The 13,743-nt window shown below is 66.9% G+C and carries 13 protein-coding genes; 4 read left to right on the top strand and 9 right to left on the bottom strand.

Going from position 1 to position 13,743, the window contains the following annotated elements; translation table 11 throughout:
• Nucleotides 1-105: 105 nt before the first annotated feature.
• Together VG543_RS17735 and moeB are read right to left on the bottom strand one after the other, a co-directional pair.
• A complete protein-coding gene (locus tag VG543_RS17735; protein WP_049413012.1) occupies nt 106-1,938 on the bottom strand; it encodes a monovalent cation:proton antiporter-2 (CPA2) family protein in 1,833 nt (610 codons plus the stop codon).
• Between the two features lie 440 nt (nt 1,939-2,378).
• A complete protein-coding gene (gene moeB / locus VG543_RS17730) occupies nt 2,379-3,515 on the bottom strand; it encodes a molybdopterin-synthase adenylyltransferase MoeB (protein ID WP_423179165.1) in 1,137 nt (378 codons plus the stop codon).
• 89 nt (nt 3,516-3,604) lie between these two features.
• Here moeB and VG543_RS17725 point away from each other — a divergent pair, with 89 nt between their 5' ends.
• The 3 genes from VG543_RS17725 to VG543_RS17715 all read left to right on the top strand — a co-directional run bounded on the left by VG543_RS17725 (nt 3,605) and on the right by VG543_RS17715 (nt 5,974).
• Complete coding sequence (locus tag VG543_RS17725; RefSeq protein ID WP_423179164.1) at nt 3,605-4,420, top strand: helix-turn-helix domain-containing protein; 816 nt, start codon at nt 3,605-3,607, stop codon at nt 4,418-4,420.
• 74 nt (nt 4,421-4,494) lie between these two features.
• Nucleotides 4,495-5,130: a LysE family translocator gene (locus VG543_RS17720; protein WP_423179163.1), complete on the top strand. Its 636-nt coding sequence runs from the start codon at nt 4,495-4,497 to the stop codon at nt 5,128-5,130.
• 94 nt (nt 5,131-5,224) lie between these two features.
• Nucleotides 5,225-5,974 carry a lysine transporter LysE gene (locus VG543_RS17715; RefSeq protein ID WP_423179162.1) on the top strand — a complete coding sequence of 250 codons (750 nt, stop codon included), beginning with the start codon at nt 5,225-5,227 and terminating at the stop codon, nt 5,972-5,974.
• Nucleotides 5,975-6,112: 138 nt separating this feature from the next.
• On the opposite strand, the gene der is transcribed toward VG543_RS17715, so the two are convergent.
• The 7 genes from der to ndk form a co-directional block, all read right to left on the bottom strand.
• Nucleotides 6,113-7,510: a ribosome biogenesis GTPase Der gene (gene der, locus VG543_RS17710; protein WP_005413118.1), complete on the bottom strand. Its 1,398-nt coding sequence runs from the start codon at nt 7,508-7,510 to the stop codon at nt 6,113-6,115.
• Between the two features lie 15 nt (nt 7,511-7,525).
• A complete protein-coding gene (bamB, locus tag VG543_RS17705) occupies nt 7,526-8,734 on the bottom strand; it encodes an outer membrane protein assembly factor BamB (RefSeq protein ID WP_019661311.1) in 1,209 nt (402 codons plus the stop codon).
• Complete coding sequence (locus VG543_RS17700; RefSeq protein WP_019661310.1) at nt 8,734-9,372, bottom strand: YfgM family protein; 639 nt, start codon at nt 9,370-9,372, stop codon at nt 8,734-8,736. Before VG543_RS17700 ends, bamB begins: the two co-directional genes overlap by 1 nt.
• A gap of 65 nt (nt 9,373-9,437) precedes the next feature.
• A complete protein-coding gene (locus VG543_RS17695; RefSeq protein ID WP_021202918.1) occupies nt 9,438-10,310 on the bottom strand; it encodes a RodZ domain-containing protein in 873 nt (290 codons plus the stop codon).
• A gap of 18 nt (nt 10,311-10,328) precedes the next feature.
• Entirely contained in the window at nt 10,329-11,114 is a 786-nt protein-coding gene (gene pilW / locus VG543_RS17690; RefSeq protein ID WP_058982451.1) for a type IV pilus biogenesis/stability protein PilW, read from the bottom strand.
• Nucleotides 11,101-12,306 carry a 23S rRNA (adenine(2503)-C(2))-methyltransferase RlmN gene (gene rlmN / locus VG543_RS17685; protein ID WP_019661307.1) on the bottom strand — a complete coding sequence of 402 codons (1,206 nt, stop codon included), beginning with the start codon at nt 12,304-12,306 and terminating at the stop codon, nt 11,101-11,103. Before rlmN ends, pilW begins: the two co-directional genes overlap by 14 nt.
• A 10-nt stretch (nt 12,307-12,316) precedes the next feature.
• Nucleotides 12,317-12,742, bottom strand: coding sequence for a nucleoside-diphosphate kinase (gene ndk / locus VG543_RS17680; RefSeq protein ID WP_005409295.1), 426 nt, complete (start codon nt 12,740-12,742; stop codon nt 12,317-12,319).
• Between the two features lie 346 nt (nt 12,743-13,088).
• Between ndk and VG543_RS17675 the strand changes: the two genes are divergently transcribed.
• On the top strand, nt 13,089-13,742 hold the full coding sequence (locus VG543_RS17675) for a TetR/AcrR family transcriptional regulator (protein ID WP_423179159.1): 654 nt from the start codon (nt 13,089-13,091) through the stop codon (nt 13,740-13,742).
• Nucleotide 13,743: the final 1 nt, after the last annotated feature.

The following is a 13,743-nucleotide window of genomic DNA, read 5'->3' as shown; positions in this document are numbered from 1 at the left end:
ATGTGCAAACGTTCCGACGACATGAGGGTGCCGGCCGCTGGCCGGCACCCTCATGTCGTCGGAACGTTTGCACATTTGCCGGCCAGCGGCCGGCACTACCGGGCTTTATTCTTCCTCTTCCGGCACGTCCTGCGGGTTCAAGGTCTTGCTTGCCCGCTTCGGCGCGGTGAACGGCGTCGGCGTCGGCACGCCCTGGCCGGAGTTGCCGAACACCATCTTGGCGCCGGCATTCAAGCCACCACCGGCAATCTCCAGCTCAAAACGCTCGGCATCGCGGCGACGGATCTGCTCGGCAATCTCCACCGCATCGTCTTCATCCGCACCCAGTTCCACCAGCGCGGCCTGGCCGAACAGCACCGCCGATTCAAACGTCTCGCGGATCTGGAAATCGACACCGGCATGGATCAGCCGCAGCGAATGCTCGCGGTCGAACGAGCGCACCATCAGCTTGGCCTGCGGGAACTCGTGCGACACCAGCTCAACAATGCGATCAGCCGCCTCGGCCTTGTCCACGCACACCGCAATCGCACGTGCGGTGGCCGCGCCTGAGGCATGCAGCACGTCCAGTCGCGTGCCGTCGCCGTAGTAGATCTTGAAACCGAACCGCGCCGCGCTCTGGATCATCTCCACATCGTTGTCGATGATGGTCACGTCCACATCGCGCGCCAGCAGCGACTGGCTGGCAACCTGGCCGAAGCGGCCGAAGCCGATCAGCAGCACACTGCCGGACAGGCCCTCGGCCTCGTCCACGCCGTCCATGTTCACCGTCGGCTTCGGTGCGATGCGCTTGTAGAGCAGCACCACCAGCGGGGTCAGCGCCATCGACAGCACCACCACGGCGGTGAAGTTGGCATTGATCTCCAGGTTGATCACACCGGCCGATGCCGCGGCGGAGAACAGCACGAAGGCGAACTCGCCGCCCTGCGCCATCAGCACGCCGCGGTCCAGCGCCTGTGCGTGGTCGCTGCCCATGATGCGCGCGACCACGTAGATGCACAGCGCCTTGGCCGCCATCAACGCCAGCACCAGGCCAAGGATCAGCTGCCAATTGCCGGCCACCACGCCCAGGTCCAGCGCCATGCCGACGCTGAGGAAGAACAGGCCCAGCAGGATGCCGCGGAACGGCTCGATGTCCGCTTCGATCTGATGGCGGAAGGTCGACTCGCTCAGCAGCACGCCGGCCAGGAACGCGCCCATCGCCATCGACAGGCCGGACAACTGCATCAGCAGCGCCGCACCCAGCACCACCAGCAGCGCGGCGGCGGTCATCACCTCGCGCGCCTTCGATTCTGCCAGCACGCGGAACAGCGGATTGAGCAGGAAGCGGCCGACCAGCACCAGGCCGACGATGGCGCCGACACCGATGGCCACCGACAGCCAGCGCGAACCCTCGCCATCGGCACTGCCCGCGCTCGGCGCCATCCACGCCACCAGCGCCAGCAACGGCACGATCAGCAGGTCTTCGAACAGCAGGATGGAAACGATCTTCTGCCCCGACGGCAGCGCGATGTCGCCGCGCTCGGCCAGCAGCTGCATCACCACTGCGGTGGAGGTGAGCACAAAGCCGGTGGCACCGATGAAGGCCACCTGCCACGGCAGGCCGAACAGCTTGGCGATGCTGGTCAGCACCAGCGCACAGGTGACGATCTGCAGCGTGCCCAGCCCGAAGATCTCCTTGCGCAGGCTCCACAGGTGCGAGGGCCGCATTTCCAGGCCGATCACGAACAGGAACATCACCACGCCGAGCTCGGCGGTATGCAGGATCGCCTGCGGGTCGGAGAACCAGCCCAACCCGAACGGTCCGATCGCCAGGCCAGCGGCGAAGTAGCCCAGCACCGAGCCCAGGCCAGCCCGGCGGAACAGGGGCACCATCACCACCGCCGCGCCCAACAGGGCGACGACCTTGACCAGTTCGCTGGTCGCTGCTTCTACCGCCATGCGGTGTTTTCCCCAGATCCAGAATCGGGTTCAACAATAGAGCAATGCCGATGACGGCAATAGCACGCATGTTGCGCCGGATTGTCTTGGAGGTGGAACGATGATGGGCGCCCGCCCCGGCATCATCCCGAAACCGTTGCAAGTCGCTGTAGAGCCGAGCCCACGCTCGGCTGCTCTTCGTGCCGAGGCCAGAAGCAGCCGAGCATGGGCTCGGCTCTACAGTAGATCCACGCCATGCGTGGATGACGCACAGCCGTAATGCCCCAGTAGATCCACGCCATGCGTGGATGACGCACAGCCGTATTGCCCCAGTAGATCCACGCCATGCGTGGATGACGCACAGCCGTAATGCCCCAGTAGATCCACGCCATGCGTGGATGACGCACAGCCGCCGCGCCCCGGTAGATCCACGCCATGCGTGGATGAATCCCCGGCCAGCCTCACCCACCCCGGCAGAACGCGGCGTAATCGATATACCCCGGGAACGGCACGCCCGGCGCACACACCGGGCAATGCGGGTCCGGCCGGATGCCGGTCTCGCGGAAGCGCATGCCCAACGCATCGAAGCGCAGCAGCCGCCCCACCAGCGGCTCGCCAATGCCCAGCAGCAGCTTCAGCACCTCGGTGGCCTGCAGCACCCCGGCCAGGCCGGGCAGCACACCCAGCACACCGGCCTCGGAACAGTTCGGCGCGAACTCCGGCGGCGGTGGCTCCGGGAACAGGCAGCGGTAGCACGGCGCCACGCCGCGCTGGCGGCCGGCGTCAAACACGCTTACCTGGCCATCGAAGCGCTCGATGGCGGCGTACACCATCGGTATCGCGTGCTTGATGCAGGCGTCGTTGAGCAGGTAGCGCAGCGGGAAGTTGTCCGAGCCGTCCAGCACCACGTCCACGCCGTCCAGCAATGCATCCACGTTCTCGGAGATGACCCGCTCCGGCACCGCCTCGACCTCGATCGAGGGGTTGAGCGCCAGCAGCCGCTCGCGCGCCGAATCGACCTTCAGCTGGCCGACGCTGGCTTCGGTATGCACGATCTGCCGATGCAGGTTGCTGCGCTCCACGCGGTCGTGGTCGGCGAAGCGCAGGTGCCCTACCCCGGCGGCGGCCAGATAGAAGCCGGCCGGCGCACCAAGGCCGCCCGCACCCAGCACCAGCACGCGCGCCTGCTGCAGCCGGCGCTGGCCGACCTCGCCCACCTGCGGCAGCAGCAGGTGGCGCGAATAACGATCAAAGAAGTCGCGGTCGGCGGCGCTGGCCAGCGGCTGCACCAGCGGCAGCGACTGCTCGCGCCAGGCCACGGTGCCGCCGGTCACGGAAGCGACCTGGGTGTAGCCGGCCTGCAGCAGGAACTGCGCGGCATCGGCCGAGCGCTTGCCGCTCTGGCAGATCAGCAGGATCTCCTGGTCGTGCCGCGGCAGGTGTGCGGCCGGGTCGGCCTGCAGCTCGCCCTTGGCCACGCCGCGCGCGCCCTCGGCCATCCCGCCGGCCCGTTCGTGGGCCTCGCGCACATCGATCAGCACCGCGCCGTGGGCCAGGCGCTCGCGTGCCTGCGCGGGGGAAAGCTCTTGGATGCTCATGGCCGCATTATCGCGCAGACACCTTCGCCGCGCCTTGCCCCGAACATGGCACCATGCGGGCGTTGCCCCTTGCATCCCGGAACCGCTGCATGCGCTCTGCCACCGAATTCTGGCGTGACCCGCGCATGCCCTTCGTCGAAAGCCGACGGGCGTGCGACAGCCGCGCCTGCCATCGCCCGCACAGCCATGACACCTTCTCGATCGGCGCCGTGGACGCCGGCAGCAGCCTGTTCACCGGTGCTGTGGAAGGACCGCGCCTGTTGCAGCCCGGCAGTCTGGTCGGCGTACCTGCAGGCCGCGTGCATGCCTGCAACCCCCTGCCCGGCCAGGTCTGGAGCTACCAGATGCTGCATCCGGACCCGCGCTGGATGGCCGAGGTTCGCGCCGAGTATGACGACCTGCCCGAACCCGACTGGCAGCAGGAACCGATCCGGATTTCCAACCATCGCCCGCGCTACCAGCAGTACTGCCAGCTCAACGAGACGCTGTTCTCCGACGATCCGCTCAGCGTCAAGGAAGCGGCCCTGATCGCATTCGTCGGCGATCTGGATGAACACGATGGTGTAGCCGTCGCCGGCCCGGTTGAAGATGCCGCATTACAGCAGCGCTTGCAGCCGGTGATGGACGTTCTGCGCCAGCGGCTCGAACACACCCCGGCCCTGCAGGAGCTGGCATCGCTGGCAGGCATGAGCCGCTACCAGCTGATCCGCGCCTTCCGACGCGCCACGGGCCTGACACCGCACGCCTGGCAGATCGACCAACGCATCCAGGAGGCCCGCCGGCGGCTGTGCGAAGGGCAGGCACTGGCCGTGGTCTCGCATGCGCTGGGTTTTGCCGACCAGAGCCATTTCCAGCGGGTCTTCAAGGCCCACGCCGGTGCGACCCCGGGCCGGTACCGGCGCTGAGCCTGCAATAACGTTCAATACGGTCGCGCGGCGCATCCCCACACTGGCGCCCCAGCCAGCCGCCGCCGGACCCGATGGAACAATTCCTGGTCATCGCCACCGTACATTTTCTCGCCCTGCTCTCACCCGGCCCCGACTTCTTCCTCGTTGCACGCACCGCGATCACCTCGGGATGGCGCACTGCCAGTGGTGCCTGCGCAGGCATCGCCGTCGGCAATGGCGTCTTCATCGTGGCCGCTTTCACCGGAACGGCCATGCTGCGCCCAGGCAGCGCAGGGTTCATTGCGGTGCAATTGGCGGGCTGCGGGTTCCTGCTGTACCTCGGCACGCTGTTCCTGCGCCATGCGGGTTCGACGACGTTGCAGGCACCTGAAGCTGCCGACGGATCGCCAGCGGGTGGTGCCCACGGATGGTGGAGGGCGGCTGGGCTGGGCGCCCTGTCTGCGCTGCTGAACCCGAAGAATGCGCTGTTCTACGCAACGCTGGCGGCAATGCTCAACGGTCCGCAGGCCAGCGCCGCAACGAAGTTCTTCTATGGCGCGTGGATGTTCGGCATCGTCCTGCTCTGGGATCTGCTGGTTGCCGCGCTGGTCGGCCACCCGTGGGTGCTCGGTCGATTCGCGCGTGCCCTGCCCTGGCTGGAACGGGCCGCAGGGCTCCTGATGATTGCGCTGGCGCTATGGATCGCCGCGTCGCTGTGGCTGGGCTGATGCCGGTAATTCGCGCCTGTCGCAATAGCGTTCAATACGGCGCGTCCGCCGCAGCCCACACTCGGCACTTTCTGTAGGTCGGTGGCAGGTTTTCGTGCAGCAGTTCTTCATCGTCGCGGTGCTGTACGGCTTCGCCCTGCTCCTGCCTGCGTCGAATCACGCGAAGATCCTGCGCACCGCGATGGGCGCTGGCGGGCACGCCGCCGTGGCCGCATCGTTCGGTATCGCCATCGGCACGGGCATCATCTGCGCCACGGCCTTCGTTGCGGCGGGCACGCTGGGAAACCGCGGCCTGCGGACGCTGGCGATGGAGTGCGCGGGCTGCCTGCTGCTGCTGCGCTTGGCGGGCATGTGCCTGCGCGACGCCGGGCTGACCTCCCTCTCTCCGCTTTCCCTGCAGATGCCCTGGGGCCTGAAGGCCCGCTCCCGTTGGCCGCATGCCGAGGCTGGATGCCTGTTGGCGCTCGCCAGCATCAACAACTGGACGCTGCAGTCCGCGGTTGCAGCCCTGGTCAGCGGCCTCGTTGCCGACATGGATACCAAGGCCGCTTACGTGGCCTGCCTGGCCGGCGTCGCGCTGTCGCTCGGCCTGCTGATGGCGTGGCTTGGCAACCACCCGCGCCGGGCACAGGGGTGTTGCCGATTGCTTCCGTGGCTGGAGCATGCCGCGGGTCTGGTGATCGGCGCGGTATCGGTGGCGTACCTGGCAGGAGTACTGGCTACCACCCTGGTCTGGGCAAGCCTCACGGGGCAGGCGCAGCTGTCCGAATCGATGATGGCCGCACCCCGCAGCGCCCCATGCGCGTTGCCGCATTGCCGCGCTCGTCGCAACAGTTCGCCATGATTGAGGACTGTTGACGTAGAGGTAGTGCCGGGCGCTGGCCGGCAACCTCGTGAACACGCCAGGCATCATCGGGTTGCCGGCCAGCGGCCGGCACTACCACAGACAAGAAAGGCGGCCCTGCGGCCGCCTTCCCGTGAATCACTTGCCCTTGACGTGCTTCATCAAGCGCCGCTTGGCCTTGACCTGCCGCTCAGTGAGGACGTTCTTCTTGCCCTCGTACGGGTTGGTACCCTCGCGGAAGATGAAGCTCACTGGCGTGCCGATCAGCTTGAAGCGCTTGCGGAAGAAGTTCTCCAGGTAGCGCTTGTACGACTCCTGCAGTTCCTTCAGGCGGGTGCCGTGCACGATGAAGGTCGGCGGGTTGGAACCGGCCGGATGCACGTAGCGCAGCTTGGAGACATGGCCGCGGATGGTCGGCGGCGGGTTGGTCTCGTAGGCCACTTCCAAGGCCTTGTTCACTTCGCTGGTGGTGAAGGTCTTGTTGGCCGATTCGTGCGCGCGGTGCACCGCACGGAACAGCTCGCGCAGGCCCGAGCCGTGCTTGGCCGAAATGCGCACCGATTCGGCCCAGGGCACGAAGCCCAGCTTGAGCGACAGCATGGTTTCAGCCTGTTCGCGCTGGTACTCGGTCAGGCCATCCCACTTGTTGATGGCGATCACCAGCGCGCGGCCGGCGTCGAGCACGGCACCGAGCACGGTGGCGTCCTGGTCGGTCACGCCTTCGGTGGCGTCGAGCATCAGCACGGCCACCTGGCACTGCTCGATCGACTGCATGGTCTTGACCACCGAGAACTTCTCGACGACCTCGTCCACGCGCGAGCGACGGCGCAGGCCGGCGGTATCGATCAGGCGGTATTCGCGACCGTCGCGCTCCAGGTCCACTGCGATCGAGTCGCGGGTGGTGCCCGGCACGTCGGAGGCGATCATGCGCTCCTCGCCGAGGATGCGGTTGACCAGGGTCGACTTGCCCACGTTCGGGCGGCCGACGAAGGCGATGCGGATGCGGTTCGGATCGTTGTCCAGCTCTTCGCCGCTGCCTTCTTCCGGCAGGCGCTGGATCACTTCGTCCAGCAGGTCGTCCAGGCCCTGGCGATGCGCGGCCGAGACGGTCAGCATTTCGCCGAAACCGTAGCGGGCGAACTCGGAGCGGACGCTGTCCTCGTCGGTACCGTCGATCTTGTTGATCAGCAGCAACGTCGGGCGCGACAGCTTGCGCAGCCACGCCAGGATCTCGTCGTCCAGCGCCGAGGTGCCCTCGCGGGCATCGACGACGAACAGGATCAGGTCCGCTTCGGCAGCCGCCGCACGCGCCTGGCGGGTGGTGGCACCGGCCAGGCCTTCGTCCTCACCGGCAATACCGCCGGTATCCACGACGAGGAAATGATTGTCCTCGTCGAGGCGGCAGACGCCGTAGTTGCGATCACGGGTGACGCCGGGCTGGTCATGGACCAGGGCGTCACGGGTGCGGGTCAACGCATTGAAAATGGTCGACTTGCCGACATTCGGCCGTCCAACCAGGGCGACCAAAGGCAGCATCGCGAGTACTCCGTATTAATTTGCCAACCGGAAGGCGGTCAGCTTGCCATCCACGTTCTGCACCAGCAGCACCCCGTCTGCGACGACCGGCTGGGCCAGCAGGGCGTCACCGCCACTCTTTGCCCGTGCCGCCATCGCACCATCGGAGGCCTGCAACCAGTGCACGTATCCCTTGTAGTCGCCGACCACGACGTAGTCGCCATGCAGCGCCGGGCCGGTCAGCGAGCGACGGGCCAGTGCCGTCTGCGACCACATGGCTGCGCCGCTGGCCTTGTCCAGGCCGAACACGCCGCCCTTGTTGTCGGTCACGAACACATTGCCCGACGACACCGCCACGCCACCCGCACCGCCGTGGTCGCGCGCCCACAGCGGGCGACCGGTCGGGCCTTCAATGGCCATCGTCTGGTTCTTGAAGCTGCTCACGAACAGGGTGTTGCCATCCAGCACCGGCGCGCCGTCCACATCGGCCATGCGCTCCAGCTCGGTACGGCCTTCACCGTTGCCCACGTTCTGTTCCCACAGGGTGCGGCCATCCTGCTGGGCCAGGGCGGCAACCGCGCCCTCGTCCTTGCCGATGAACAGCACGCCCGGGCCGGTCACCACCGGTGCGTTGCCACGCACGGTCAGCGCCGGCAGCTCGCTCGGGTTGAACCACTTCTGGGTGCCGTTGCCGGCATCGAACGCAGTGATACGGCCGTCGTTGCTGCGCACGTAGACCGCGCCCTGGGCGATGGCCGGCGCGGCGATGACTTCACCCGGAACACGGGCGCGCCACTTTTCGCTGCCGTCGTTGATGTCCAGCGCGATGACCTGGCCATCGAGCGTGCCGATCACGACCAGGTTCTCACCGACACCCGGGCCACCGGACAGGCGCAGCTTGGCCTTCTTCTTTTCCTTCTGCGGCTCCCAGGTCCAGACCTTCTTGCCGGTCTGCAGGTCGATGGCGTGCACGCCACCGGTGATCGCCGCAGCGAACACGTGGCCGTTGGCCACGGCCGGGCCCTGCCGCACGCCGATGCGGCGCTCACCCTTGCCGAGGTTGACCGACCAGGCCTTGTTGACCTTCAGGGTCGGCTCGAACTTGACCAGCTCAGCCGGTTCCTGTGCCTTCTTCGCGGCCGCGTCCTTGCCGGCGAACCAGCCCTTCATGGTGCTGCAGCCGGTCAGGGCCATGCCCATCAGGAGCACGGTGGCGACGCGGGTGATCATGACCTTCTGACTCATCAAACCGACTCCGCAGGGGCGGCGACGGTGCCGCCGGCGTCCATAACCTTGGTTTCCAGCAGGCGCCGCTGCGGCGCTGCCACGTCCAGCGTCTTCAGCGCCTTCTCGTACTGTGCGCGGGCCTCATCGCGCTTGCCCTGCGCCATCAGCGCATCGCCATGGATTTCCAGGCTGCTGCTGTCGGTGGCGCTGCCCAGCAGCTTGATCGCCTCGTCGCTCTTGCCGGTGGCCACCAGCAGGCGGGCCACGCGCTGGTCGACCACGCGCTGCAGGTCACCTTCAACCTTCACGCCGCGCAGGGTAGCCAGGGCTTCTTCGTTCTTGCCCGCGTCGACCTGGGCCTTGGCCAGCTGCAGCGCCGCCAGGTCGCCGTAGATGCTGGACGGGCCGGCTTCGAGCGCCTTGACCGCCTTGGCGGCGTCGTCGAGCTTGTTCTGCTGCAGGCCAACGAGCGCCTTCTGGTACTCGACATTGGCCGAGGCCAGCTTGCCGCCCTGATCCTTCTGGTACCACTGCCAGCCGGCAATGGCACCGATGGCGATGACCACGCCACCGAGGATGCTGGCGCCATTCTTCCGCAGCCAGCTGCGGACGCGTTCACTTTGTTCGTGCTCGTCGAGCAGATCGTCGATCGCCATGCGTACTCTCGCCCCGCCCATCGGGAGGGACCATTGGAATTAATCGAAGGTGGTGAAACCGCGCCTCAGTGCGAAACCGGGACTACGGAGCCTTCAGAGGATACCTGAAAGCGTGCCACGTTGGCTCGCTGGTAGGGGGTCAGATCGACGATAGCGCCGTTCTGCTGAACCTGGACCGCCGAGGCGTTGCCCAGGGTCACCCGGGTCACCTGGCCCGGCGTGAAGCTGCGGCTCTCGCCGGATTTGATCAGCGCCTTCTCGACTGTGCTGCCGTCCGGGCCGCCGATATCGACCCAGCTGTCGCCACTGAACTGCATGTCCAGCGTATTGGCGGCAGCGGCCGGTGCCGGGGCTGGACGCGGCACCGGGGCCAGCGAGGCCACGTACGGAGTGGCGGCCGGCTTGCTGGCCGGAGCGCTCGCCACGTCCGCCACCGCGGCCGGCTCGACGCCCGCAGCGGACGGGGTTACCGGCACGGCGGCCGGGATGGCGTCCAGCGAGGCGGTATTCGGCGACGGGGTGGCACTGCCATCGAAATGGCCACGGGTGGCAAACCACACCGGCACCGCCAGCACCGCGGTGATGCCGACGTACAGCACGCGACGGCCGAGATTCTCGGCAATGCGGCGCGCACGCGGGGTATGGGTATGGCTGACCAGGGTAGGCGGCACCACCGGGCCGACCTGGGCCTGCTCCAGCAGCTCTCCCACGTCCACGTCCAGAAGCCGCGCGTAGCTGCGCAGCTGGCCGCGCACGAACACCGGCGCGCCAAGCTTCTGCCATTGTTCTTCTTCCAGCGACCTGACCACCTGGACCGGCATTCGCAGGCGCGAGCCGACATCTTCGAGGGTCAGTCCGGCCGCCTCGCGGGCCTGGCGCAGGCGGGTGCCGCAGCCGGCCGCAGTCTCGAGAGCGCTCACAGTCTGGTCATCAATCACAATGCATCAACCCTGGAGTTAGGAGCCCGCTTCCTGCGGAAATTCCTGTCGAATCCGCTGAAGATAGCGATCAGATGCCGCCCGATCACCCAGCCGCGCTTCGATTTGAGACGCAAGTTGTAACACGGAACGCGTTGCGGGTGCAGCCGCAATCCTACGTTCGGCGAAGGCCCGCGCCTCCATGAAGCGGCCCTGGCGGAAGCTGAGCTGGGCCATCGCCTCGAGCGCGACCGGGTTTCCCGGCAGCACCGACAGCGCCGCGCGCAGGTCGCCTTCGGCACGTTCAAGTTGGCCAGCGTCCAGTGCACAGCTGCCCGCATTGGCCTGGGATTCGGCCGGTGTGGCGTAGCCCGGCGCCTGCAGCGCTCGATCGAACCACGCCAGCGACTCGGCCGGCCGCCCCTGCTGGCACAGCCACGCCCCGTAATTGTTGAGGATGTCACCGCGCTGCGGCGCCTGTTCGGCCGCCCTGCGGAAGCTCTCGCCCGCTTGCTGGCTCCGGCCACGGCGCTCATCGATGCCGGCCAGCAGCACCAGCGCATCCGGCGAGTCGGGCGCCAGCTTCAGCGCCTCGCGCGCCTTGCGTTCGGCCGCATCCAGGTTGCCGACCTGCATGTCACGGGCAGCCAGCGCCAACAGATCCTGCAGGCGCACCTGGCGCCGCACGCTGTCCGGATCGCGCACCGAATAGACCGGCGCTTCGCTGGGGCCCAGCTTGGCCTTGGGTTGGGATTTGCAGCCACCGACCGCAACGGCCAGCACGCCTGCGAGAAGCGCCAGCCAGAGGCGGTCAGGCCGCGGCATCGCTCCCCTTCCCCGCCTGCAGCGTCTTGTTGAACTCCGCCTGGCGGCGGGTGCGGTCCATCACCTGGCCCTTGAGCTGGCCACAGGCGGCGTCGATGTCGTCGCCACGGGTGCGGCGGACCATCGTCAGCACGTTGCTGTCGAGCAGGATCTTCTGGAAGGCGCGGATGTTGGCCTCCTCGGAACGCTCGTAGCGGGTGCCCGGGAACGGATTGAACGGGATCAGGTTGACCTTGCCCGAATCCTTGGCCTGCACCGCGTTGTCGAACTGGCGCATCAGGCGGGCCAGCTCGCGGGCATGCTCGGGCTTGTCGTTGATGCCCTTCATCAGGGTGTATTCAAAGGTGACCGATTCGCGGCGCTTGTTGGCGCGCAGGTAGCGTGCGCACGAAGCCATCAGCTCGGCGATCGGGTACTTCTTGTTGAGCGGCACCAGCGTCTCGCGCAGTGCGTCGTTCGGCGCATGCAGCGACACCGCCAGCGACACGTCGCTTTCGGCAGACAGGCGGTCGATCTGCGGCACCAGGCCGGAGGTCGACAGGGTCACGCGCTTGTTGGCCAGGCCGTAGCCCAGGTCGTCGCGCATCACGCTCATGGCGCGCACGACGTTGTCGAAATTCATCAGCGGCTCGCCCATGCCCATCATCACCACGTTGGTGAGGCGGCGCATCTGGTGCGGCACGTTGCCCAGGTGGCGTGCGGCAACCCACACCTGGCCGATGATCTCGGCGGTGGTCAGGTTGCGGTTGAAGCCTTGGGTAGCAGTGGAGCAGAACGTGCAGTTCAGGCCGCAACCGACCTGCGAGGACACGCACAGCGTGCCGCGGGTCTTGTCCGGGATGTACACGGTCTCGATGGCGTTCTTGCCATCCACGCCCATCGCCAGCAGCCACTTGTGGGTGCCGTCGGCGGAGGGCTTGTCGAACACGATGTTCGGAACCAGCACCTCGGCATGGGCCTGCAGCTTGGCGCGCAGGACCTTGCCGAGGTCGGTCATTTCATCGAAATCGGTGACGTAGCGATGGTGGATCCACTTCATCACCTGATGGGCACGGAACTTCTTCTCGCCGAGAACCTCGACGAAAAACTTCTCCAGGCCCGCGCGATCGAGGTCGAGCAGGTTCTGCTTGCCAGCCGTGGGTGCCGACTTCGGCAGCGGCTGGATGGCGGGGGACTGTACGACCTCGTTCACGGCATTACTCTCAGCGCGAGACGACTTCGGTGGCGGCGAAGAAGTAGGCGATCTCAATCGCGGCATTCTCGACCGAGTCCGAGCCGTGTGCGGCGTTGGCATCGATGGATTCGGCGAAGTCGGCGCGGATGGTGCCCGGCGCGGCTTCCTTCGGGTTGGTGGCGCCCAGCAGGTCGCGGTGGGCCAGGACGGCGTTCTCGCCTTCCAGGGCCTGGATCATCACCGGGCCGGAGATCATGAACTCGACCAGCGCGTTGAAGAACGGACGCTCGCGGTGCACGGCATAGAAGCCTTCGGCTTCACGGCGCGACAGCTGCTTGTACTTGGCGGCCACGACCTTCAGGCCGGCCTTCTCGAAGCGGGCGTAGATTTCGCCGATGACGTTCTTGGCAACGGCGTCCGGCTTGATGATCGAAAGGGTGCGCTCCAGCGCCATGGGATGTCTCCAATGGAATCGGGCCGCTGATGGCCCGAAGGGTAACATGAAAAAAACCCGCGTCGGGACGCGGGCTTAGCCTGATAAACGTAGGCGAATTGTAAAAGATAACGTGGCCGGGTGGTAGAGGGCCATGTGGCCCTGTTGTAGCGCCGAGCCCATGCTCGGCTGGCCTTTGGGCCGAAGAGCAGCCGAGCGCGGGCTCGGCTCTACAGGTTCAGGTCCACCCATTCACCCACCTGAGTGAAATCTGACCGGAGCGGCCGATTTTGCTGCACTGCAAAATGCCATACGCTACCGTCTGGTCCTAGTATCAAACAATCGTTTGATTAAGGTCTGCCCGCCGATGGCCAAACCCGCCCACTTCTCGACCAAGGACCGGATCCTCGGCGCGGCCGAGGAGCTGTTCGCCCAGCACGGCTTCGCCGGCACCTCGCTGCGCCAGGTGACCAGCCAGGCCGACGTCAACATCGCCGCGGTCAACTACCACTTCGGTTCCAAGGAAAATCTGGTCAATGAGGTCTTCCGCCGCCGCATGGACGATATGACCGGCGCGCGCCTGGCGCAGCTGGAGCGGGCCCGCAGCGAACACCCCGGCGAACTGCGCCCGGTGCTGGCCGCCTTCGTCGAGCCGGCCCTGGCGCTGGCCCAGGACCGCCAGAACGGCGGCGCCTTCGTGCGCGTGATTGCCCGCGCCTACGCCGAGAAGAACGACAACCTGCGCAAGTTCCTGTCCGACCACTACGGCCACGTGCTGCGTGCGTTCGGCAAGGCCATCGGCGAGTGCGTGCCCGGCCTGAGCAAGGAAGAGTTGTACTGGCGCCTCGACTTCCTGGCCGGCTCGCTCACCTATGCCATGGCCGACTTCGGGCTGATCAAGCGTCCCGCCGGTGTCACCGAAGCGGCGCATCGTGCCCATGCCGCCCACGAACTGATCCATTTCGCCGAAGCCGGGTTCCGCGCCGCCGCACGTGCCAGCGCCCTGCCCGCTTCCCTTTGAT

Origin of the sequence: Stenotrophomonas sp. CASM101 (genome assembly GCF_049384845.1) — a bacterium.
GTDB lineage: Bacteria > Pseudomonadota > Gammaproteobacteria > Xanthomonadales > Xanthomonadaceae > Stenotrophomonas > Stenotrophomonas hibiscicola.
The sequence above is the reverse complement of the archived record's forward strand: the minus strand, read 5'-3'. Positions and strand labels throughout refer to the sequence as shown.

Excerpts from the sequence above, each read along its gene's own strand:
- moeB (WP_423179165.1), bottom strand. The coding sequence starts at position 3,515 with ATGAGCATCCAAGAGCTTTCCCCCGCGCAGGCACGCGAGCGCCTGGCC.
- VG543_RS17735 (WP_049413012.1), bottom strand. The coding sequence starts at position 1,938 with ATGGCGGTAGAAGCAGCGACCAGCGAACTGGTCAAGGTCGTCGCCCTG.
- VG543_RS17720 (WP_423179163.1), top strand. The coding sequence starts at position 4,495 with ATGGAACAATTCCTGGTCATCGCCACCGTACATTTTCTCGCCCTGCTC.
- pilW (WP_058982451.1), bottom strand. The coding sequence starts at position 11,114 with ATGCCGCGGCCTGACCGCCTCTGGCTGGCGCTTCTCGCAGGCGTGCTG.
- bamB (WP_019661311.1), bottom strand. The coding sequence starts at position 8,734 with ATGAGTCAGAAGGTCATGATCACCCGCGTCGCCACCGTGCTCCTGATG.
- der (WP_005413118.1), bottom strand. The coding sequence starts at position 7,510 with ATGCTGCCTTTGGTCGCCCTGGTTGGACGGCCGAATGTCGGCAAGTCG.
- VG543_RS17700 (WP_019661310.1), bottom strand. The coding sequence starts at position 9,372 with ATGGCGATCGACGATCTGCTCGACGAGCACGAACAAAGTGAACGCGTC.
- VG543_RS17675 (WP_423179159.1), top strand. The coding sequence starts at position 13,089 with ATGGCCAAACCCGCCCACTTCTCGACCAAGGACCGGATCCTCGGCGCG.
- VG543_RS17725 (WP_423179164.1), top strand. The coding sequence starts at position 3,605 with ATGCGCTCTGCCACCGAATTCTGGCGTGACCCGCGCATGCCCTTCGTC.
- ndk (WP_005409295.1), bottom strand. The coding sequence starts at position 12,742 with ATGGCGCTGGAGCGCACCCTTTCGATCATCAAGCCGGACGCCGTTGCC.